This window comes from Streptomyces sp. ActVer, assembly GCF_027270795.1.
Lineage (GTDB): Bacteria > Actinomycetota > Actinomycetes > Streptomycetales > Streptomycetaceae > Streptomyces > Streptomyces umbrinus_A.
This window is the reverse complement of record NZ_JAPWHT010000018.1, coordinates 17,085-39,156: the sequence shown is the minus strand read 5'-3', so window position 1 is coordinate 39,156 and position 22,072 is coordinate 17,085. Positions and strand designations below refer to the sequence as shown.

At 68.1% G+C, this 22,072-nt stretch carries 15 protein-coding genes and 1 pseudogene; 13 read left to right on the top strand and 3 right to left on the bottom strand.

Annotation, left to right across the window (positions count from 1 at the left end; genetic code table 11):
• Positions 1–53: 53 nt before the first annotated feature.
• Positions 54–404 (top strand): annotated as a pseudogene (locus O3Q52_RS05315) (glycoside hydrolase family 92 protein); the annotation flags it as partial.
• Between the two features lie 97 nt (positions 405–501).
• A complete protein-coding gene (locus O3Q52_RS05310) occupies positions 502–1,866 on the top strand; it encodes a hypothetical protein (RefSeq protein ID WP_269647616.1) in 1,365 nt (454 codons plus the stop codon).
• A gap of 46 nt (positions 1,867–1,912) precedes the next feature.
• Here O3Q52_RS05310 and O3Q52_RS05305 read toward each other — a convergent pair whose 3' ends face one another.
• Positions 1,913–5,653, bottom strand: coding sequence for a GH92 family glycosyl hydrolase (locus O3Q52_RS05305; protein WP_269647626.1), 3,741 nt, complete (start codon positions 5,651–5,653; stop codon positions 1,913–1,915).
• Between the two features lie 611 nt (positions 5,654–6,264).
• Here O3Q52_RS05305 and ngcE point away from each other — a divergent pair.
• The 9 genes from ngcE to O3Q52_RS05260 all read left to right on the top strand — a co-directional run bounded on the left by ngcE (position 6,265) and on the right by O3Q52_RS05260 (position 18,475).
• Positions 6,265–7,716 carry an N-acetylglucosamine/diacetylchitobiose ABC transporter substrate-binding protein gene (gene ngcE, locus O3Q52_RS05300; RefSeq protein ID WP_269647615.1) on the top strand — a complete coding sequence of 484 codons (1,452 nt, stop codon included), beginning with the start codon at positions 6,265–6,267 and terminating at the stop codon, positions 7,714–7,716.
• A gap of 49 nt (positions 7,717–7,765) precedes the next feature.
• On the top strand, positions 7,766–8,692 hold the full coding sequence (locus O3Q52_RS05295) for a carbohydrate ABC transporter permease (protein WP_269647614.1): 927 nt from the start codon (positions 7,766–7,768) through the stop codon (positions 8,690–8,692).
• A 3-nt stretch (positions 8,693–8,695) separates the two neighbouring features.
• Positions 8,696–9,619, top strand: coding sequence for a carbohydrate ABC transporter permease (locus O3Q52_RS05290; RefSeq protein ID WP_269647612.1), 924 nt, complete (start codon positions 8,696–8,698; stop codon positions 9,617–9,619).
• A 195-nt stretch (positions 9,620–9,814) separates the two neighbouring features.
• A complete protein-coding gene (locus tag O3Q52_RS05285; protein WP_055614337.1) occupies positions 9,815–11,014 on the top strand; it encodes an ROK family transcriptional regulator in 1,200 nt (399 codons plus the stop codon).
• Between the two features lie 133 nt (positions 11,015–11,147).
• The gene (locus O3Q52_RS05280; RefSeq protein ID WP_269647625.1) at positions 11,148–12,251 is read left to right on the top strand and encodes a substrate-binding domain-containing protein; all 1,104 of its coding nucleotides are present in this window, start codon (positions 11,148–11,150) and stop codon (positions 12,249–12,251) included.
• A 219-nt stretch (positions 12,252–12,470) separates the two neighbouring features.
• Positions 12,471–13,262 carry an ATP-binding cassette domain-containing protein gene (locus O3Q52_RS05275; protein ID WP_186001212.1) on the top strand — a complete coding sequence of 264 codons (792 nt, stop codon included), beginning with the start codon at positions 12,471–12,473 and terminating at the stop codon, positions 13,260–13,262.
• Positions 13,259–14,551, top strand: a complete 1,293-nt coding sequence (locus O3Q52_RS05270) for a sugar ABC transporter permease (RefSeq protein ID WP_269647611.1) — start codon at positions 13,259–13,261, stop codon at positions 14,549–14,551. Before O3Q52_RS05275 ends, O3Q52_RS05270 begins: the two co-directional genes overlap by 4 nt.
• Before the next feature lie 307 nt (positions 14,552–14,858).
• The gene (gene dxs, locus O3Q52_RS05265; protein ID WP_269647610.1) at positions 14,859–16,814 is read left to right on the top strand and encodes a 1-deoxy-D-xylulose-5-phosphate synthase; all 1,956 of its coding nucleotides are present in this window, start codon (positions 14,859–14,861) and stop codon (positions 16,812–16,814) included.
• Positions 16,815–16,951: 137 nt separating this feature from the next.
• Positions 16,952–18,475, top strand: coding sequence for an amino acid permease (locus O3Q52_RS05260; RefSeq protein WP_269647609.1), 1,524 nt, complete (start codon positions 16,952–16,954; stop codon positions 18,473–18,475).
• A 318-nt stretch (positions 18,476–18,793) separates the two neighbouring features.
• On the opposite strand, the gene O3Q52_RS05255 is transcribed toward O3Q52_RS05260, so the two are convergent.
• On the bottom strand, positions 18,794–19,168 hold the full coding sequence (locus O3Q52_RS05255; RefSeq protein ID WP_269647608.1) for an NTP pyrophosphohydrolase: 375 nt from the start codon (positions 19,166–19,168) through the stop codon (positions 18,794–18,796).
• Between the two features lie 69 nt (positions 19,169–19,237).
• On the opposite strand from O3Q52_RS05255, the gene O3Q52_RS05250 reads away from it, so the two are divergent.
• Together O3Q52_RS05250 and O3Q52_RS05245 are read left to right on the top strand one after the other, a co-directional pair.
• A complete protein-coding gene (locus O3Q52_RS05250) occupies positions 19,238–20,257 on the top strand; it encodes a hypothetical protein (protein ID WP_269647624.1) in 1,020 nt (339 codons plus the stop codon).
• A 281-nt stretch (positions 20,258–20,538) separates the two neighbouring features.
• On the top strand, positions 20,539–21,027 hold the full coding sequence (locus O3Q52_RS05245) for a helix-turn-helix transcriptional regulator (protein ID WP_269647607.1): 489 nt from the start codon (positions 20,539–20,541) through the stop codon (positions 21,025–21,027).
• A gap of 96 nt (positions 21,028–21,123) precedes the next feature.
• Here O3Q52_RS05245 and O3Q52_RS05240 read toward each other — a convergent pair whose 3' ends face one another.
• On the bottom strand, positions 21,124–22,029 hold the full coding sequence (locus O3Q52_RS05240) for a TIGR03620 family F420-dependent LLM class oxidoreductase (RefSeq protein ID WP_269647606.1): 906 nt from the start codon (positions 22,027–22,029) through the stop codon (positions 21,124–21,126).
• Positions 22,030–22,072: the final 43 nt, after the last annotated feature.

Genomic DNA, 22,072 nt, shown 5'->3' with positions numbered 1-22,072 from the left:
CAACGGACGAGAAGGCCAGAATCCTCGGGCTTCAGCCCGAGGAGCAAGTCAACGGCCAGACCATCGAACTCCCCTCACCGGCGGCCAAGTTGAGCTTCCTCGGCAGCGCGGTCAACGGCAACCAGCAGACGCGGGCGACCGTCACGTACGACGACGGCACCACCGACTCCATCGACCTCTCCTTCACCGACTGGACCGTCGGCGGCGGAGGCGGCACCGTCCAGTACGGCAACGAGGTCGTCGCCCGGGCCGCGTACCGGAACGTCGCGGGCGCAGACAAGGACCCGGTCGCCACGTACGTCTTCGCCACGAAGCCGTACGAGGCGCCGGCGGGCAGGACGATCAAGAGCGTGAAGCTTCCGGACAACGCCGACCTGCACGTGTTCACCGTCGCGGTGAGCTGAACTCCCGTTCAGGGCAGGGCGATCCGCCTCCGTCGGTGCTCCAGTCGGCGGAGGCGGTACCGTGTGCGATTCCGACGATCGCCCCGGGGGACGAGCCATGCGCAAGCGAGAGACAGTGCTGCGGCCCGCGGCCGTCTGCCTGGCCCTGGTGATGCCGCTGGGTGGACTCGCCGGGTGCGGTTCAGGCGTCGGCGCCGCGAAGAAGTCGTGGATCGCGGTGCCGGAACAGTTCTATCTCCGGCCGCCCGGGGACAAGTCGGGTCCGACGAACAAGGTGCCCTTCCACGTCCAGGCCGAGGACGTGAAAGCGAGGAGCCGCGTCGGAACGCAGGACCACCGGCTCACGGTGGACGTCACCGGGTCCGAGCACGCGGTACGGCTCAAGATCTCGGACATCCGCAAGAAGAACCCCAGGTGCGCCGGGACCGACACGCGGGTCGTCTGCCGGGTGAGCGGCGCCTACGACAGCTGGTCCGACATCGACCGCGTCTATCCGTACGCCGCCCCGGGCAGCAAGCCGGGCGACAGCGGAACGGTCCGCTTCAGCTTCACCACGAAGAAGGGGAAGAAGCTCAGCGCCCGCACCCGGGTCGTCGTCGGCGAGCCCGTGGTGAAGGTGCGGACGACGAAGGTGTTCAAGGACGTCGGCCCCGGCTCCGTCCTCAGCATGCCCGTCGTGGTCCGCAACACCGGGGAGGTGCCCGTGCGCGGCGTCGGCCTGCAACTCTCCGTCGGCACGGGCCTGCGCTTCAAGCAGCAGTACGGCAACTGCCGTTACCCGGATCCGCAGAAGGGCTCCCTCGCGATGTGCGAGTTCCCCGGCGTGCGCATACCGCCCGGGCAGGCGGTCGTCCTCCGCCCGGCCCTGGCGCTGGACGTCGCCAGGACGGAGATGTACTCCTCTTTCCGCCAGCAGGCGTGGGCCCTGGACATGGGCCCCGCGAAGAACAGCGTGGTGCCTGAGGGAGGAGACCGCGGCGACGGCCGCCGGCTGACGACCGCGACCGCCAACGGCTCCGACCTGAAGGGGACGTTCGCAGGCGGCGACGTGTGGAGCGAGGTACAGGTGGACACGTACGCCGACTTCGAGGTCTTCGCCGTCGAGGTGAGCGGCGAGCGCGGCAGCGAGCACACCGTGCGACTGAAGGTCCGCAACAACGGCCCCGCCAACCCCGGGGGCACGACACTGCTGTTCACCCCGCCGGAGAGCGCCACCGTGGTGAAGCAGCCCATGGAGGCCATCGACGAGGGCGTGTACGAGCCCTACTGCGACCTCGACCAGGGCACGTACTCCTGCTCCGTGGGAAGCGGGCTCGAAGCGGGCAGGACGCGCACCTTCGACTTCAGGCTCCGCCTCGGCGGACCGGGCGAGGGCAGCGTGCGGGTGACGGACGCCCGCGATTCCGACCGCCGGGACCCCGACCCCGCCAACGACACGGCACCGGTTACCGTCCTGCCGTAACCGGTGCCGTGTACGCCGTGCGCGTGCTGTCGAACCGTGCCGTGCGTCAGCTCAGCAGTTCCACCTCCGCCAGCGTCGCCTCACCGTCGAGGACCAGCCGGTACTTGGTGTACGACCCGGGCGCCGAGACCGAGAAAGCCCGTGTCTGCCGGTCCCAGGTGAAGGACTGGCCGGACCGCTTGTCGAGGTCCTTCCACGTGGTCCCGTCGGACGAGCCCTGGAGGACCCAGCCCTGCGGAGCCTTGGAGCGCTCGGCCGACGTCAGCGTGTACTGAACGGCCCTGGCCCGGTCGGCGGTCGGCAGGTCGACGGACTCGACGGTCGCGTTCGTCGCCGAGGTGTTGTCGAACAACTCGCCCTCGCCCTTGATGACATCGCTGCGGGGCGAAGGCACCTTGTCGTCCTCGGTGATCGAGACGGGCGCCGCGTTCTTCCCGGTACCCCACGAGGACGGCTTCGACCCCATGTCGAACTCCAGCACTGCGCCACGGGAGATGAGCGAGTGGGGGAGCGAAGTCTTCGTCCAGGCCTTGCCGTTGACCTTCAGGCCCTGCACGTAGACGTTCTTCGCGCTGTTCTTCGGGGCCTTCACGACGAGCTCCCGGCCGTTCTCCAGCTGCACGGTCGCCTTGGTGAACAGCGGTGAGCCGACGGCGTATTCGCCACTGCCCATCACCAGCGGGTAGAAGCCGAGCGAGGAGAAGAGGAACCAGGCCGACTGCTCGCCGTTGTCCTCGTCACCGTGGTAGCCCTGCCCGATCTCGCTGCCGGTGTAGAGGCGTGACAGCACCTCGCGGACGTTCTTCTGCGTCTTCCAGGGCTGGCTCGCCGCGTTGTACATGTAGTTGACATGGTGGGCGACCTGGTTGGAGTGCCCGTACATGCCCATCCGTACGTCACGCGCCTCGGTCATCTCGTGGATGACGCCCCCGTACGAGCCGACGAACTCGGGCGAGGCGGTTTCGGGCGTCGCGAAGTACGTGTCGAGCTTCTCCGCGAGCCCGGAACGGCCGCCGTACAGGTTGGCGAGGCCGCGGGAGTCCTGGGGCGCGGTGAAGGCGTAGCCCCAGCCGTTCGTCTCGGTGTAGTCGTAACCCCACACCCTCGGGTCGAACTTGGACGACTCGACCCGCCAGTCGCCCTTGTCGTCACGGCCCTGGAAGAAGCCGGCCTTGTCGTCGAAGAGGTTGACGTAGTCCTGGGCGCGGTTGAGGAAGTACTCCGCCTCCTCCTTGTAGCGCTTCTCGCCCGTCTTCTTGTAGAGGGCCTGGCCCATCTTCGAGATGCCGTAGTCGTTGAGGTAGCCCTCAAGCGCCCACGAGAGGCCCTCGTGCGTGTCGGTGCTCGTGTAGCCGAGGAACGGCGAGGTCGCCATGCCCTTGCGGCCCACGCCCGAGGCGGGCGGCACGACGGTGGCGTTCTTGACCGCCGCGTCGTACGCCGACTTCGCGTCGAAGTCGACCCCCTTCACGTACGCGTCCGCGAACGCCACGTCCGAGGAGGTGCCGGTCATCAGGTCCGCGTAGCCGGGCGAGGACCAGCGCGAGGTCCAGCCGCCGTCCTTGTACTGCTGCACGAACCCGTCGACCATCTCACCTGCCTGACCGGGCGTCAGGAGCGAGTAGGCCGGCCAGGTCGTCCGATACGTGTCCCAGAAGCCGTTGTTGACGTACACCTTGCCGTCGACGATCTTCGCGCCGGTGTGCGTCGGGGTGTCCGGGCCGGGCATAGGCGAGAACGGCGAGGCGTACTGGTACTTCGAACCGACCTTCTCGAAGCCGGAGTTGGGGTACAGGTACAGCCGGTAGAGGCTGGAGTACAGGGTCGTCAGCTGGTCCGGCGTCGCACCCTCGACCTCGACCTTGCCGAGGATCTTGTCCCACTGCTTCTGGGCGCGCGACTTGACCGCGTCGAAGGACGTGCCGTCCGGGATCTCCTGACGGAGGTTGTCCTTGGCCTGGTCGATGCTGATCAGGGACGTGGCCAGGCGGAGCGTGACCGTGCGGTCCTCGCCCGCCTTGAACCGCAGATAGCCCTTCACACCGGCCGAGCTGCCCTCGGCGACCTCCGAGTCGAAGACCCCGTACACGAAGAGGCGGGTGGCGCCCGTCGACAGGCCGGACTTCACGTCCGAGTAGCCCGTGAAGGTCCCGTTCTCCTTGTTGAGGGTGAGGCCCGCCTGGTCGGTGACGTTGTCGAAGACGACGCTGGCGTCGTCGCCGGGGTAGGTGAAGCGCATGGCCGCCGCGTGGTCCGTCGGCGCCATCTCCGTCTTCAGCCCGTTCTCGAACCGCACTCCGTAGTAGTACGGGCGTGCCGTCTCGTTCTCGTGCTTGAAGGGCAGCGCGCGGGCGGTGCGGCCCGTCTCCGGGGTGCCGGACGCGGCCGACGGCATCACCTGGAAGGTCTGCCGGTCACCCATCCAGGGGCTCGGCTCATGACTCGCGCTGAACGCCTGTATGGTCGGCAGATTGTCCGCGTTGTTCGAGCGCGCGTAGTCGTAGAGCCAGCTGAGCGAACCCGCGTTCGTCACCGGCGTCCAGAAGTTGAAGCCGTTCGGCACGGCCGTCGCCGGGAAGTTGTTGCCGCGCGAGAAGCCGCCGCTGGAGTTGGTGCCGCGCGTGGTGGACGCGTAGTCCGAGAGATGGGCCTTCGGCTTCTCGGGCTTCTTCACGCTCAGGTTCACGTCGTCCAGCCAGCCGCGGAACTTCGCGGGACCCTTCGGGGAGTCGTACGCGACCAGGATCCGGTCGACCGTCCGGCCGGCCGCGACCGAGCCGATCCGCGAGACGACGTTGTTCCACTGGTTGACGTACAGCACCTTCGACGCGCCCTGACCCTGCGGAGTCAGCGGGAACCCGTTCTGGTCCTGGGCCCGCAGGTCGCTCAGATAGGTGCCGTCCGTGAACGCCAGGTCCACCGACACGTTCGTGGCGTCGTAGTCCCGGTCGCCGTCCGCCATCGAGGGGAAGACCCGGTACGCCAGCTCGGTGTCGCGGCCCACGGCCACGTTCACGTCGAAGACCTTGTTGTACGAGTAGGCGCGGCCGTCCGCCTTGTGCGTGCCCGCGTACCGCAGGGCGCGCTTGCCCGTGAAGCCCGCGCCGGACTTCGCGGTCGGGGAGCCGCTGGGGCCGCGGTCCACCAGCGAGAGCATGTCCTTGGGCGTCGGCTCCTCGCCGCCGCCCGTGGAGAACTGCACGTCGGCGAGTTGCAGGGCGTCCGAAGCACCGTTGTTCCTGGTGATGTCGAGCCGGAAGTGCTGGTACTCGGCGGGCTCCGCGAGGTCGTACGACTTCGTCTGGAAGCGCTCGCCGAAGGACTCGCCCGTGCGGTTGTCGAGGGTCTTCCAGTCCTTGCCGTCCGTGGACCCCTGGAAGGTCCAGTCGACCGGGTCGCGCTCGTCGTGGTCGTTGGCCGACGTGAGCGCGTACGTCACCAGCTTCACCGGGGCGTCCAGCTCGAATTCCACCCAGCCGGTGGGCGCGAAGGTCAGCCATTTGGTGCCGGGCTCGACGTCGACGAGGTTCTCCTTCACCTCGCCCGAGCCCGAGTTCTCGCCGCTCGCGCCGACGTCCGTGACGTGCTCGGTCACATTGCCGGGAATGCCGGTGCTGAAGCCGCCGTCGACACCCGACGAACGCTTCGAACCATCGGGCGTGGTGTCGACCGTATTCAGCCAATCGGGTGCGGGTTCACCCGCCTCGAAGGAGGAACCGAACTCCCGGTCCGCGGCGGCGGCTTCGGCCGGACGGGCGACCGCGGCGCCCTGCGAGGCCACCACCAGCGCGAAGGCGGTCGCTCCGAGGACCGCCGTGGAACCCCATCCGTGCCGTGCCCTGATCCGAGATCTGTGCGGAGATCCTTGCCGAGATCTGTGGTGCATGCGCCAGCACCCTCCCTGTCACGTGCGCCTGGACAACGTTGTCATGTTTGCTGCGCAGGTCCAGTAGGGAGTCAAGTGGTCAGGGATGTCAAGGGTGTTGGACGTGGCGTACGGGGGTAATGGCGACAGCCGACTCGATGGCCCATCCACGGGCTCACCTGTCGGCTTCCTGTTCGGCCGCTGATCGTTCCCTGATCGCCCGCTGTGCGGCCGGGCCCCCGGCAGCTGATATTTCCGCGAGGTCTCACTTCGGGAAAGAGTGTCGGCCAACTGTGCATTCGATCTTGCTCCGCTGGCGGGAAGTGGACTATACCTGTCGGCGTCCGCCCGATCGTTTCGCCGGTCGCGGTCAGGCAATGGCCACGGGGAAGTGGAGGCGCGACGTACACACCGATCGTCGCGTGTTCCCGCTGCTCCCGGTGCCGGAAAGGCACGACCCCAGCTTCAACAACCGCGGTGCCGGGGAGGGTCCGGTTCACCGCCTGAGTCCTGATGAAGGCGAGGACTTGAGCATGGGATCCACTTCCGCCCACAACAACCGTGAGGGCGTCGGCCGCCGCGATCTGATCAAGCGGTCCGCTGCGCTCGGCCTGATTTCCGTACCCACGATGAGTTTTCTGTCGGCGTGTGCCAGCAGTGGTGGCGACGGCAACGGCGACAAGGCCAAGGCGGGCAAGAAGACCGCCAAGAATCCGCTGGGCGTCAACGACACCGCGGGGATGGAGTTCGTTCTCTTCGACGGCGGCTTCGGCAAGGAGTACGCCGAGGACGCCGTCAAGATCTACGAGAAGGGCTTCCCCGGGGCGAAGGTCAAGTTCTCCGCCACCCAGAAGATCCAGTCCACGCTCCAGCCCCGCTTCAACCAGGGCACCCCGCCCGACCTGATCGACAACTCCGGCGCCGAGCAGATGGACATGGGTGTCCTGGCCGGAAAGAAGCAGCTCACCGACCTCACCCCGCTCCTCGACGCCGCGTCCTACGACGACCCGAACAAGAAGGTCCGCGACACACTGCGTCCCGGCATCGTGGAGATGGGCCGGCTGGACGGCGACCCGGTCTGGATCATGTACTACGCCTACACGGTGTACGGCGTCTGGTACTCGCAGAAGGCCCTGGACTCGCTCGACGCGGAGTACCCGCAGACCTGGGACCAGATGCTCGCCGTGTGCGAGAAGGCCAAGAAGAAGGGCATCGCGGGCTGGACGTACGCGGGCAAGTACCCGTACTACCTCCCCTTCTCGCTCTACCCGATGATCGGCAAGGTGGGCGGCCGCGAGGTCCTCGACGCGATCGACAACCTGGAGCCGAACGCCTGGAAGCACCCGGCGGTCAAGGCGTGCTTCGACGCCTACTACGAGCTCTACAAGAAGGGCTACGTCCTCAAGGGCACCCCCGGCCTCGACCACATCCAGTCGCAGACCGCGTGGGCCAAGGGCAAGGCGCTGTTCATCCCGAACGGCTCCTGGGTGGAGAACGAGTCGGCCAACGTCATCCCGAAGGACTTCGACCTCGCGGTCTCGGCGCCCACCGGCATCGACAGCTCCGACAAGTTGCCCTTCGGCACCATCTGGGCCTCCGGCGGTGAGCCCTTCATCGTGCCGGCCAAGGCGAAGAACGCCGAGGGCGGCATGGAGCAGCTGCGCATCATGCTCAGCGAGGCGTCCTCGAAGAACTTCACCAGCAAGGTCAAGTCGCTGACCGCGTTCAACGGCGGTACCACCGGGATCACCCTCACCCCGGGCCTCAAGTCCGGTGTCGCGGCGCTGGACCTGGCCGGGCAGAACATCCTGAATCCGCGGCTGCAGGACTGGTACGTGCAGTTGCAGAAGGAGCAGATCGGTGTGGGCGGCCTCGGCGAGATGATGGCCGGCCGGGCCACCCCGGCCGAGACCATCAAGAAGATCCAGGCCTTCGCCGATGCGACCGCCAAGGACACGTCGATCAAGCACTACAAGCACCAGTGAGTGTCCGTCACCAGCGGCAGCACCCGCCCAGAGATCGGGGTAGGTAGTAATGCAGCACGGCAAGTACCGGTTCATCGTGGGGTTCCTGGCGGTTCCCCTGGGGCTTTACGCGCTTTTCGTCGTCTGGCCGTTCATCCAGTCCATCTACTACTCGTTCACGGACTGGACCGGCCTGAGCCCCGAATTCAAGATGGTCGGCTTCGACAATTACAAAAGGATGCTCGACGACGAGATCTTCTGGAAGTCGTTGCAGCACAGCCTGCTGTTCGCGTTGGTGCTGCCGCTGGTGACGATCAGTCTGGCGTTGTTCTTCGCCTTCATGATCAATGTGGGCGGACGGAGAAGGAAGGGCGGCCCGGTGATCTCCGGTGTCCGGGGCTCCTCCTTCTACAAGATCGTCTATTTCTTCCCGCAGGTGCTCTCGATCGCGATCGTCGCCCTGTTGTTCGCCTTCGCCTACAACCCGGACAGCGGCGCGATCAACGCCTTTCTGCGCGGGATCGGGCTCGACAGCGTCCAGCCGCTGTGGCTGGGCGACCCGAGCCTGGCGCTGTGGTGCGTGATGGCGGTACTCGTCTGGTCCACGGTCGGCTTCTTCGTGGTCCTCTTCTCCGCCGGGATGGCCTCCATCCCGGCGGACCTGTACGAGGCCGCTCTGCTCGACGGCGCGAACCGCTTCAGCACGTTCTTCCGGATCACCCTGCCACTGCTCTGGGACACGGTGCAGTCCGGGTGGGTCTACATGGGCATCCTCGCGCTGGGTGCCGAGTCGTTCGCGGTCGTGCAGATCATGACGACCGGGCCCGGCGGTCCCGACTACTCGACCACCGTCATGGTCCTGTACGTGTATCAGAAGGCGTTCCGTGACGGACAGGCCGCCTACGCCACCACCATCGGCGTCGCCCTGCTCGTGGTCACGCTGGCCTTCGCGGCTCTGGTGATGCGGCTGGGCCGGCGCGAGCGGCTGGAGTACTGACAGATGAAGACGACAGAGACCTCCGCCCCCCTGCCGGCCGAGCCCGGTGCCTCCATCAGCAAGGTCGACGTCCCGGCCGGCCCGCCCCCGAAGGAGAAGAAGGAGGGAAACCTCCTCAACGTCTTCTCGCACGGGATGCTCGTCCTGTGGGCGTTCATGGTCGTGATGCCGTTGCTGTGGGCGGTGATGACGTCCTTCAAGGACGACAACTCCATCTTCAGCTCGCCCTGGGCGCTGCCGGACAAACTGCACTTCGACAACTGGGCGCGGGCCTGGACCGACGCCAACATGAGCGACTACTTCCTCAACACCGTTCTGGTGGTGGGCGGATCCCTCATCGGCACGCTGGTGCTCGGTTCGATGGCGGCCTACGTGCTCGCCCGGTTCGACTTCCCGGGCAACCGCTTCATCTACTTCCTCTTCATCGGGGGCATGAGCTTCCCGATCATGCTGGCGCTGGTCCCGCTGTTCTACGTCGTGAACAACATGGGCCTCCTGAACTCCCTCCACGGCCTGATCCTGGTCTACATCGCCTACTCACTGCCGTTCACGGTCTTCTTCCTGACCGCGTTCTTCCGCACCCTGCCGACATCGATCGCGGAGGCGGCCTTCGTCGACGGCGCCTCGCACAGCCGGACGTTCTTCCAGATCATGCTGCCGATGGCCAAGCCGGGCCTGATCAGCGTGGGGATCTTCAACTTTCTCGGGCAGTGGAACCAGTACATGCTCCCGACGGTTCTCAACACCGACCCGGACAAGCGTGTGCTCACCCAGGGCCTCGTGCAGCTCGCGGCCAGCCAGGGCTACAAGGGTGACTGGTCCGGCCTCTTCGCCGGCCTTGTGATGGCGATGCTGCCGGTGCTCGCCGCGTACATCGTCTTCCAGCGCCAGGTCGTCCAAGGACTCACCGCGGGCGCGCTCAAGTAACGGTTCGGCCGTCGGTTCGGTTTGCGAGGGTGGTCCCGGATTGGAGCCGGGGCCACCCTGGTGTGTGCGGGCGCGGGCGCGCCCCTCTCTTGCTCAACCTCTTGACGGGAGGCAACCCCAACGGCTCAGCTTAGAGTTCACTAGTTGGACATAGACGGGGTCTCACTGAGGCGACCCCGTACGCAGGAGGTCGTCGTGGAGACTCCGGGGTCGCAGTCGTCGCTGCACCGAGCCAATCTCGAACGGGTCGTACGTGCGGTGCGCCTGGCCGGGTCGCTCACGCAGGCCGAGATCGCGAGGACGACGGGCCTGTCCGCGGCCACGGTCTCCAATATCGTTCGGGAGCTGAAGGACGGCGGAACGGTCGAGGTCACCCCGACCTCGGCGGGCGGCCGAAGGGCTCGCAGCGTCAGCCTCAGCGGTGATGCCGGCATCGTGATCGGCGTCGACTTCGGGCACACGCATCTGCGCGTCGCGGTCGGCAACCTCGCTCATCAGGTCCTCGCCGAGGAGTCCGAGCCGCTCGATGTGGACGCCTCCGCCGCGCAGGGCTTCGACCGGGCGGAACAGCTGGTCAACCGCCTGATCGCGGCCACAGGCGTGGACCGTACGAAGATCGCGGGCGTCGGGCTCGGCGTGCCGGGGCCGATCGACGTGGAGTCCGGGACGCTCGGCTCCACCGCGATCCTGCCGGGCTGGACCGGCACCAAACCCGCCGAGGAGCTGGGCGGACGGCTCGGCGTGCCCGTGCACGTCGACAACGACGCCAACCTGGGAGCCCTCGGCGAGCTCGTCTGGGGCAGCGGCCGGGGCGTACGGGACCTGGCGTACATCAAGGTCGCGAGCGGTGTGGGCGCCGGACTCGTGATCAGCGGCAAGATCTATCGCGGCCCGGGTGGCACAGCGGGAGAAATCGGGCATATTACTCTTGATGAGTCCGGCCCGGTCTGTCGCTGCGGCAACCGGGGCTGCCTGGAGACCTTCGCGGCGGCGCGCTATGTGCTGCCGCTCCTGCAGTCCAGCCACGGCACGGACCTGACCATGGAAGGTGTCGTACGACTGGCGAGGGACGGAGACCCTGGCTGTCGTCGGGTGATCGCCGACGTCGGCCGACACATCGGCAGTGGAGTCGCCAATCTCTGCAACTTGCTCAACCCGAGCCGGGTGGTTCTCGGTGGCGATCTCGCCGAGGCCGGGGAGCTCGTGCTCGGACCCATAAGGGAGTCCGTCGGCCGCTATGCGATCCCCAGTGCGGCACGTCAACTATCCGTTCTGCCAGGGGCACTTGGCGGCCGGGCGGAGGTCCTCGGGGCGCTCGCTCTCGCACTCAGCGAGATGGGCGATTCGACCCTTTTGGACGGCTCGCTCACCACCGCCACGCCTGCCTTCACTTAGAGAACGGATGGCACCGTTGCCATCTCGTTAAGGATTTACTTCTTGACGTCGCACTTGTGGCCGAGTTGACTTCCAGCCACCTCGGCCGCAACGTCGCGGCCTCGTCAGGGAGGTTTCTGAAGTGAATACGCGTATGCGTCGCGCCGCCTTTGCTGTTGCCGCAGGTGCGATGGCTGTCTCGCTGGCTGCCTGTGGCAGTGCCGACGAGGCCGGCGACAGTGACAGCACGAAGTCCGCGGCCAAGGGCGACGCCATCAAGGTCGGCCTCCTCCTTCCGGAGAACCAGACCGCTCGGTACGAGAAGTTCGACAAGCCCCTGATCGAGAAGAAGGTCAAGGAGCTCACGAACAACAAGGGCGAGATCGTCTACGCCAACGCCAAGCAGGACGCCACCACGCAGTCCCAGCAGGTCGACACGATGATCACCAACAAGGTGGACGTGCTGATCGTGGACGCCGTGGACTCCAAGGCCATCGCCAACGGCGTGAAGAAGGCCAAGGACGCCGGCATCCCCGTCGTCGCGTACGACCGCCTGGCCGAGGGCCCGATCGACGCCTACACCTCCTTCGACAACGAAGAGGTCGGCCGCGTCCAGGGCAAGGCGCTTCTGACGGCTCTGGGCGACAAGGCGAAGCCCTCCGCGAAGATCGTCATGATGAACGGCGCGGTCACCGACCCGAACGCCGCCCTCTTCAAGAAGGGCGCGCTGTCCGAGCTCGAGGGCAAGGTCGACATCGCGAAGTCGTACGACACCAAGGAGTGGAAGCCGGAGAACGCCAACGCCAACATGGAAGGCGCGATCTCCGCGATCGGCAAGAAGAACATCGTCGGCGTCTACTCCGCCAACGACGGCATGGCGGGCGGCATCATCACCGCGCTGAAGGCCGCGGGCGTCACCCCGCTCCCGCCGGTCACCGGCCAGGACGCCGAGCTCGCGGGTGTGCAGCGCATCGTCTCCGGTGAGCAGTACATGAGCGTCTACAAGCCCTACCCGCAGGAGGCGGACGTCGCCGCGGAGATGGCCGTCGCCCTCGCCAAGGGCGAGAAGCTCGACTCCATCGCCAAGGACTCGGTCGACAGCCCGACCACCAAGGGCGTCCCGTCGGTGCTCGTCCCCGTCGTGTCGCTGACCAAGGACAACATCAACGACACCGTCATCAAGGACGGCATCTACACCCTCGACGAGATCTGCACGGCGAAGTTCAAGGCCGCCTGCACCAAGATCGGTCTCGAGTAGTCGAACGCAAGTCCCTTACCGCGTACGGGAATTCGCCATCGGATTCCCGTACGAGGCTTGATTCCCGCAGGGAATCGATTCCGGGACTCGCACACCAGAAGCTCCTCCGGCGCCCCGCAACCACCAGCCCCGCAAGCTAGGGCGGGGCGCCGGACGGAATCCTTCCTCCCTCCCCCAATTCTTCTGCACAACCTCCCGCCGGGTCAGGCGGCGAAGGAGATGGTTAACGTGTCCGCTACGCCTGTCCTGGCGTTGCGCGGGGTCTCGAAGCGGTTCGGTGCCGTCCAGGCGCTCACCGACGTAGAGCTCGAGGTCCACGCCGGCGAGGTGGTCGCCCTGGTCGGCGACAACGGCGCCGGAAAATCCACGCTGGTGAAGACGATCGCCGGCGTGCACCCCATCGATGAGGGCGTCATCGAATGGGACGGCAGGACCGTCCAGATCAACAAGCCGCACGACGCCCAGCACCTGGGCATCGCGACCGTCTACCAGGACCTCGCGCTGTGCGACAACATCGACGTCGTCGGCAACCTCTACCTGGGCCGTGAGCTGAAGAAGCGCGGCATCCTGGACGAGGTCGAGATGGAGCGCCGCTCCCGCGAACTGCTCCAGACGCTGTCGATCCGCATCCCCAGCGTGCGCATCCCGATCGCCTCGCTCTCCGGCGGTCAGCGCCAGACGGTGGCCATCGCCCGCTCCATGCTCGGCGCGCCCAAGCTGGTCATCCTCGACGAGCCCACCGCGGCCCTCGGTGTCGAGCAGACCGCCCAGGTCCTCGACCTGGTCGAGCGGCTGCGCGAGCGCGGCCACGCCGTCCTGCTCATCAGCCACAACATGGCCGACGTCAAGGCCGTCGCCGACAAGGTGGCCGTGCTCCGGCTCGGCCGCAACAACGGCGTCTTCGAGGTCAAGACCACCTCGCAGGAAGAGATCATTTCCGCCATCACCGGTGCCACGGACAACGCCGTGACCCGTCGTGCGGCGCGCAGCAACGGGGAGGCTCAGAAGTGAGCATCGACAAGACCTCCGCCACTCCCGACGACCACGTCGTCGAGAACCCCGAGGCCGCCGCGGGCGCCGATGTCGCCGTCGACCCCCGGCTGCTGGTGCGCGAGCGCGGCTTCGCCGGCTACCTGGACGAGTTCAAGCGCAAGATGCGTGCCGGTGACCTGGGCTCGATCCCGGTCGTCGTCGGTCTGATCGTCATCTGCGTCATCTTCCAGAGCCTCAACTCGGCCTTCCTCTCGGCCGAGAACCTCAACAACATCGCCGTCGCGATGGTCGCCACCGGCATGATGTCCGTCGGCATCATCTTCGTGCTGCTGCTCGGCGAGATCGACCTGTCGGTCGGCTCGGTCAGCGGTGTGGCGGGCGCCATCACCGCCGTGCTCAGCGTCACGAACGGCGTGAACGAGTGGCTGTCGGTCCTCATCGCCCTCGCGAGCGGTGCGGCCATCGGTGCGATCCACGGCTTCTTCTTCGCCAGGATCGGCGCGCCCGCGTTCGCGGTCACGCTGGCCGGCCTGCTGTTCTGGCTCGGCTTCATGCTCCAGATCCTGGGCGAGAACGGCACGATCAACCTCGATGGCGACGGCGTGGTCGGCAAGCTGACCACGTACTACTTCTCGGACGTGGCCGCCGCCTACGGGCTCGCGGTGGTCGCGGTGGCGCTCTTCTTCGTCACCTCGTTCCTGGACAGCCGCCGTCGTGAGGCGGCGGGCATCCCGGCCCGGCCGCTCATCGACATCGTGGTGCGCACGGCGATCCTCGCGGTCGTCGCCTTCGCCGCGGCGATCATGTTCAACCAGTACAAGGGTCTGCCCCTGGCGCTGCTGCTCTTCGTCCTGGTCCTGGTGATCACGGACTTCGTGCTGCGCCGCACGACCTACGGCCGCAAGATCTTCGCGCTCGGCGGCAGCGTCGAGGCGTCCCGTCGTGCCGGTATCAACGTCACGGCGGTACGGGTCTCGGTCTTCGCCATCGCGGGCTTCTTCGCCGCGGTGGGCGGTCTGTTCTGGTCCTCGAAGATCGCGGCGGCGAACCAGAGCGCCGGTGCGGGTGACCTTCTGATGAACGTCATCGCGGCGGCGGTCATCGGTGGCACCAGCCTCTTCGGTGGGCGCGGGCGTACGTGGAACGCGCTGCTCGGTGTCATGGTGATCACGTCGATCCAGTACGGGCTGGCCCTTGAGGGCATCGCCACGCCGGTTCAGTACATGATCACCGGTGGTGTGCTTCTGGCCACGGTTGTCATCGACTCGATCACCCGGAAGACGCAGAAGACCGCGGGTCGCGCGTAGCGATTCATGGTCTGACGGTTGTGGAGAGCCGCGGGCCGGCTGTGGCCGGCCGCGCAGTTCCCCGCGCCCCTTAGGGGCGAAGTCCCTAGACGGGGCGAAGCCCCCTTCGGACAAGTGCCCGACACCAATGGCGGTGTCGGGCACTTTCGTCTGGGCGTGTGCGTTTGGTGGCGGGGGCCGTGGGCGAGATGTTTTACGGCCGAACGCGTGACGTACGACGCACAGCCCGGCCGCCGCCGTGAAAGGCGGAACATTAGACTCGACAGACCCGGCAAAGCTCGATCAGCTCTACTGCAAGGAGGCACGGGTGCCGCTGCTGACCCGCATCAGGGGACCGCGCGATCTGGACCGGCTCAGCCTGGAGCAGCTGGACCAGCTGGCAGGCGAGATCCGGACCTTCCTCGTCGAAGAGGTCTCCAAGACCGGCGGCCACCTCGGCCCGAACCTCGGTGTCGTGGAGCTCACCATCGCGCTGCACCGCGTCTTCGAGTCCCCGAAGGACAGAATCCTCTGGGACACGGGGCACCAGTCCTATGTGCACAAGCTGCTCACGGGCCGCCAGGACTTCTCGAAGCTGAAGATGAAGGGCGGCCTGTCCGGCTACCCCTCGCAGGCGGAGTCCGAGCACGACGTCATCGAGAACTCGCACGCCTCCACGGTCCTCGGCTGGGCCGACGGCCTCGCGAAAGCCAACGAGGTCCTCCGGAAAGAGGACCACGTCGTCGCCGTCATCGGCGACGGAGCCCTCACCGGCGGCATGGCCTGGGAGGCGCTCAACAACATCGCCGACGCCAAGGACCGCCCCCTCGTCATCGTCGTCAACGACAACGAGCGGTCGTACGCCCCCACCATCGGCGGCCTCGCCAACCACCTGGCGACCCTGCGCACCACCGACGGCTACGAGCGGTTCCTGGCCCGCGGCAAGGACATCCTGGAGCGCACACCCGTCGTCGGGAAGCCGCTCTACGAGACCCTGCACGGCGCCAAGAAGGGCCTCAAGGACTTCATCGCCCCCCAGGGAATGTTCGAGGACCTGGGCCTGAAGTACGTCGGCCCCATCGACGGCCACGACGTCGAGGCCCTGGAGTCCGCGCTCGTCCGCGCCAAGCGCTTCGGCGGCCCCGTCATCGTGCACTGCCTCACCGAGAAGGGCCGCGGCTACCAGCCCGCCCTCCAGGACGAGGCGGACCGCTTCCACGCCGTCGGCAAGATCCACCCCGACACGGGCCTGCCGATCGCCTCCTCCGGCGCCGACTGGACGTCCGTCTTCGGCGAGGAGATGGTCAAGCTCGGCAAGGAGCGCCAGGACGTCGTCGCCATCACGGCCGCCATGCTCCAGCCGGTCGGCCTCGACAAGTTCGCCAAGGCCTTCCCGGACCGGGTGTACGACGTCGGCATCGCCGAGCAGCACGCGGCCGTCTCGGCGGCCGGCCTCGCCACCGGCGGCCTGCACCCCGTCTTCGCCGTCTACGCGACCTTCCTCAACCGCGCCTTCGACCAGGTCCTGATGGACGTGGCGCTGCACAAGTGCGGGGTCACCTTCGTCCTCGACCGGGCCGGCATCACCGGCACCGACGGCGCGTCCCACAACGGCATGTGGGACATGTCGATCCTCCAGGTGGTTCCCGGGCTGCGGCTGGCCGCCCCGCGCGACGCCGACCAGGTCCGCGCCCAGCTCCGCGAGGCCGTCGAGGTCACCGACGCGCCGACCGTGGTCCGCTTCTCGAAGGGCGCGGTCGGCCCGGCCGTACCCGCCGTGGGCCGGATCGGCGGCATGGACGTCCTGCGCGAGCCGGGCACCGACGCCCCGGACGTGCTGCTCGTCTCGGTCGGCGCCCTCGCTCCGATGTGCCTGGAGATCGCCGGTCTCCTCGACAAGCAGGGCATCTCCACGACCGTCGTCGACCCGCGCTGGGTCAAGCCCGTCGACGAGGCCATGGCCCCGCTCGCCGAGCAGCACCGCGTGGTCGTCACCGTCGAGGACAACTCCCGCGTCGGCGGTGTCGGTTCGGCCGTCGCCCAGGCCCTGCGCGACGCGGGCGTGGACGTACCGCTGCGCGACTTCGGCATCCCGCCCCGCTTCCTCGACCACGCCTCCCGCAAGGAGGTGCTGGCCGAGATCGGACTGACCGCACCGGACATCGCCCGGCAGGTCACCGGCCTCGTCTCCAAGCTCGACGGCCTCCCCCACTCCCGGCTTCGCTCGAGCGGGGGGACCCCCACCGAGCAGCCCCACGCCACGGTGGAGTCCGCCCGCGACTGAACAGGGCTCAATGGGCCGGTTTCCACACCCTTTACGGTGGTGAAACCGGCCCATTGGCGTGAAACCGGCCGCGCCGGGGCATACGGACCACGCCCCCTCTCGATCATGTCGAGGACGACAAGCGTGGGAGGTACGCCGTGAGCAGCACCCTCTTCAGGACGAAGAAGGTCGAACAGTCCATCCTCGATACCGAGGAGCCAGAGCACGCGCTCAAGAAATCCTTGTCCGCGCTGGATCTGACCGTCTTCGGCGTCGGTGTCATCATCGGCACCGGCATCTTCGTCCTGACCGGCACGGTCGCCAAGAACAACGCCGGTCCCGCCGTAGCCCTGGCCTTCGTCGTCGCCGGGGTCGTCTGCGCCCTCGCCGCGCTCTGCTACGCCGAGTTCGCCTCCACCGTCCCGGTGGCCGGCTCCGCGTACACGTTCTCGTACGCCTCGCTCGGGGAACTGCCCGCCTGGATCATCGGCTGGGACCTCGTGCTGGAGTTCGCGCTCGGCACGGCGGTGGTCGCCGTCGGCTGGTCGGGCTACATCGCCTCGTTGCTGGACAACGCGGGCTGGCACCTGCCGGCTTCCCTCAGCGGGCGAGAGGGAGCCGACGGCTTCGGCTTCGACATCCTGGCCGCCGCCCTCGTGCTGGTCCTCACCGCCATCCTCGTGATCGGCATGAAGCTCTCCGCCCGGATCACCGCGGTCGTCGTCGCCATCAAGGTCACCGTCGTCCTCGTCGTCATCATCGCCGGTGCCTTCTTCATCACGGGCGACAACTACGACCCGTTCATCCCGAAGGCGCAGGAGGTGCCGGCGGGCGGCGATCTCCAGTCCCCGCTCATCCAGCTGATGTTCGGCTGGGCCCCCTCCAACTTCGGCGTGATGGGCATCTTCACCGCCGCCTCCGTCGTCTTCTTCGCCTTCATCGGCTTCGACGTCGTGGCCACGGCCGCCGAGGAGACCCGTAACCCACAGCGGGACATGCCGCGCGGCATCCTCGGCTCACTGGTCATCTGCACCACGCTGTACGTCGCGGTGGCGATCGTCGTGACCGGTATGCAGCACTACACCGAACTCTCCGTGGACGCCCCGCTCGCCGACGCGTTCAAGGCCACCGGGCACCCCTGGTTCGCGGGCTTCATCAGCTTCGGCGCCGCCGTCGGCCTCACGACGGTCTGCATGATCCTGCTCCTCGGCCAGACCCGGGTCTTCTTCGCGATGAGCCGCGACGGACTGCTGCCACGCTTCTTCTCGCACGTCCACCCGCGCTTCAAGACCCCGCACCGGCCGACCATCCTGCTCGGCGTGATCATCGCGATCCTCGCGGGCTTCACCAGCCTCAGCGAGCTCGCCGAACTGGTCAACATCGGCACGCTGTTCGCGTTCGTCGTCGTCGCGATCGGCGTGATCATCCTCCGCCGCACCCGCCCCGAACTGCCCCGCTCCTTCCGCACCCCGCTGGTGCCGTTCCTGCCGATCGTCTCCGTCCTCGCCTCGCTGTGGCTGATGTTCAACCTGCCCGCCGAGACCTGGCTGCGGTTCGGCATCTGGATGGCGATCGGCTTCCTCGTGTACTTCCTGTACGGCCGCTCCCACAGCCGTCTCGGACGCGGCGAGGAGGCCACGGCCGACGCGACCGTCAAGCCGCAGGGCGGAGACACCCAGTAGCCAAACCCTGCGACTGACCGACCCTCGCGATCGACCGACCCTCGCGATCAACTGGCCCCGTACGTCCCGCTTCGGCGGGGACTGCGGGGCCGGACCGCGTGCGGTGGGCGCGCTGACTGCCGTTGCCACGGCGGCTCCTGACGGTCCGGTACGGGCAAGGGGGCATGGTTGGGCGGGGCGGTGCCGTACACGCGTGTGAGGCGGCTCCCAGGGGCCGGGACGGGGCGCGGGCGCGGCGGGTGAGAGCGAGCGGGTGCGGTGTACGGGTCCGCGGGATGCGGGATGCGGGATGCGGGATGTCGGGTGAGGGCTGCGGTGCTAGGGGCGGACCGTGCGTGGGCCCGTGACCTCCGCGCCCAACTCGGTCACCCGGCGGCGCAGTTCACGGTCGGCCGTGACCACCAGGCGCGGGCGGTCCGCGGCTTCGGCGGTCACTTCCACGATGCGGTCGTCGCCGCTGCCGGGCGCCTCGTCGACCCGTACGCCCGGTACGGAGGCGATGCCGCGAGCGCCTCCCTCGACCACCAGGACCAGCTCCAGGGGACCCGGGTGTCCCGGCAGCCCGTCGGTGGTGTACGGGACGAGCAGGTCCCGCAGGCGCTCCGCGGCGCCCCGGCGGTCGCGCCACCAGCCGTCGGGTACGGACCCGACCACATTGGCGGCGTCGACGATCACGAGCAGCGGGGCGTCCATGTGGCCAGGGTCGCACGGAGGGGGATCACACGACCCGATTAGAGTGGGGGAGTGTCAATGGTCCGCACAGTGAACGGTGACTGGCTCATACGCGGCCGGGACGGCAGACTCGGTGCCTACGCTCCACGTGAGGAAGCGGTGTGGTGCTGGGCCGAGCAGCACCCGGGCGGCGCCTGGTCGGCGCCCCGTACGGTCGGCGGCGACCAGCGTGTCCACCCCGCGCTCGCCGTGGGGCAGGGGACCGACGGTTACGCCCATCTGGTGTCCTGGCGTCCCACCGGCGGGCAGGAGTCGGGGCTCGTCCACGCCACGCACTTCCGGCCCCATCTCGCGGCCCTCGACTGGAATCCCCTCGGGCATCCCAACAAGAAGGGCGGGGCGACCGGCGTACCGGCCGTCACGGTCGACGCGCAGGGCCGCGCCCATGTCTTCGTACCCAACAGGGGCGGCGGCGTCAGCATGCGCGGCCAGAAGGAACGCGGCGGGTGGGGCCCGTGGCGCGACCTCAAGGGCCGCGAGGTCGAGGGCGAACTGGCCGCCGTGACCCGGGCGTCCGGGCTCGTCGAGCTGTACGCGGCCTCGCCTGCGGGCATCCTGCGCTGGACCCAGCTGGGCCCTGGCCACATCCCCGCCATCGACGAGGAGCCGCTCAAGGTGGCGGCGCGGCCGGGGACGCTGCGGGCCGTCACCACCTCCGAGGAGCATGTGACGCTCTTCTTCACGGACGAGTCGGACACGGTGTGCGCGTGGCGGGCCGGGAGTGAGCCCGTGGCGCTCCTCACCTGTGCCGGGCCGGGGCCGGTGTCCGCGATCCGCTGCACGCTCGACGGTGTCGACTGCACGTTGCTCGCCCAGCGGTCCTTGAGCGGGCGGATCGCCTTCGCCGCGTATCCGACGGAGCGGGAGTCGGCGGGGGCCTGGTGGACCGAGTCCGGTCCCCAACTTCCCGCGGACGTCCAGCTGTCGTTGGGCCACGACCACGAGGGCCGCGTCACGGCCGCCACCCTCCAGCCGGCCACCGGCCGGCTCCTGCTGACCCGCCGAAAGGAAGAGCCGGGCTTGGCCTTGGAGGCGTGGCGGACGATTTAGCTGCCCCGCCCCCGCCGCCCCTACCCTCCCCCACTCTCGGCTTCGCTCGAGCGGGGGGACCCCCATCGTCCCTTTCTGGGGGCTGCGCCCCCAGACCCCCGTATCGCGCTGAACGCGCTCGTCCTCAAACGCCCCGCAGGTCAGGCCCCATCCCCTGCGAAGCTCCCAAACGCCGCAGCCCGAATCCCCCACGTCGCTTCCCCGTTTTCGCAGCTCATGACACGTGTCGCCCTCGACAGGGCACTGTGCACACGCTCGGCTTCGCAGCCCACGATGTGCTGTTGAGGTCCGAGGCGCCGATCGTCGTGGCCGTGGACGCCCTGGTGCGCGAGCTGATCATCGCGTGCAGTGAACCGTCCCTGCCGGAACAGGAAGCACGGCGCCTGCGCGCTGTCCTGCGGGACCGGTTGCGGCGGGCCCTCGTCGAGCCGTTGACGTTGCCCACCCCTACCAACTCCCTGCTGCGGCAGGCGTGTTCGCTGGTGACCGACGATCTGCGGCAACCGCGAACCGCCGACTGGCTCGCACGGCGCATCGGCGTGAGCGAGCGCACCCTGGCCCGGCTGTTCAGGACCGAGTTCGGCATGACGTATCCGCAGTGGAGGACCAGCATCCGGGTCTTTCACGCCATGGTGCTGCTGGCGGAAGGAGCAAGCGTCAGCGAAACGGGACGACAGTGCGGATGGGCCACGGCCAGTGCGCTCATCGACACGTTCAGCCGCACCATGGGCCAGACGCCGGGAACGTATCGCATCGGGCCCGGTGGGTAGATCCACAAGCCGCCTGATGATCCGAACGAAACGGCCTGACCGCTGACGTGACCCGAAGGTATGGGCCCGAAGGTATGGGGGTGGGAGTTGCGTTGGTCATGCGCCGACGAGTGCGGGTGCGAGCTCTCGCCACGGTTCGGTCGGTACGTCGAAGGGGGATTCCATCAGGACCTGGACGCAGACGTGGTCGGCTCCGGCGGCCAGATGCTCGTGTACGCGGCTGAGGATCGCCGCTTCGTCGCCCCATGCGACGAGTGCTTCGGCCAGCCTGTCGGAGCCGCCGCGGACGAGGTCCGTTTCGTCGAAGCCGCCCCGCAGCCAGTTGTTGCGGTAGTTCGGCAGACCGGTGTAGATGTCCAGGTGGGCGTGGGCCCGGCGCAGCGCGGTCTCGCGGTCCGAGGTGAGTACGGCGCCCATCTCGACGGCCACGAGTTTGTCCGGCCCCAGAGCTGCCCGTACCTCGGCGGTCTGTGCCGGTGTCACCAGATACGGGTGGCTGCCGTCTGCGAGTTCACGGGCCACCTCCAGCATCCGGGGACCGAGGGCGGCGATCAGGATGGGCGGGCGTGGTTCGTTGGCCTCCGCGGCGTAGAAGGTCGCTCCCGCCATCGCTGTGAGGTACTCGCGCATGGCGGCGACCGGTTTGGCGTAACTGCCCCCGCGCACCCGCTCGACCAGCGGCCGGTGGCTGACTCCGAGCCCGAGTACGAACCGCCCGCCGTGGGCCGCGGTCAGGGTGCGGGACGCCGCGTTGGCCGCGATCGCGTCGCGTGCCCAGATGTTGGCGATGCCGGTGGCCACGCGCATGCGCCCGGTGGCGGCGAGGAGCAGCCCTGCCTGGGTGAAGGCCTCCCGTCCGTAGGCTTCGCCGAACCACAGGGTGCCCCAGGCCTGGGCTTCGAGTTCGGCCGCGATCTGCCCGGCCGCCGCCGGAGGCAGCGCGTCCAGGCTCGCAGTCCAGATCCCCACGCGCCCGAGCCCTGCTTCTTCGGCCACTGTCATGCCGCACCTCTCCTTACTCGATACGTGACGTCGATAGGTGACA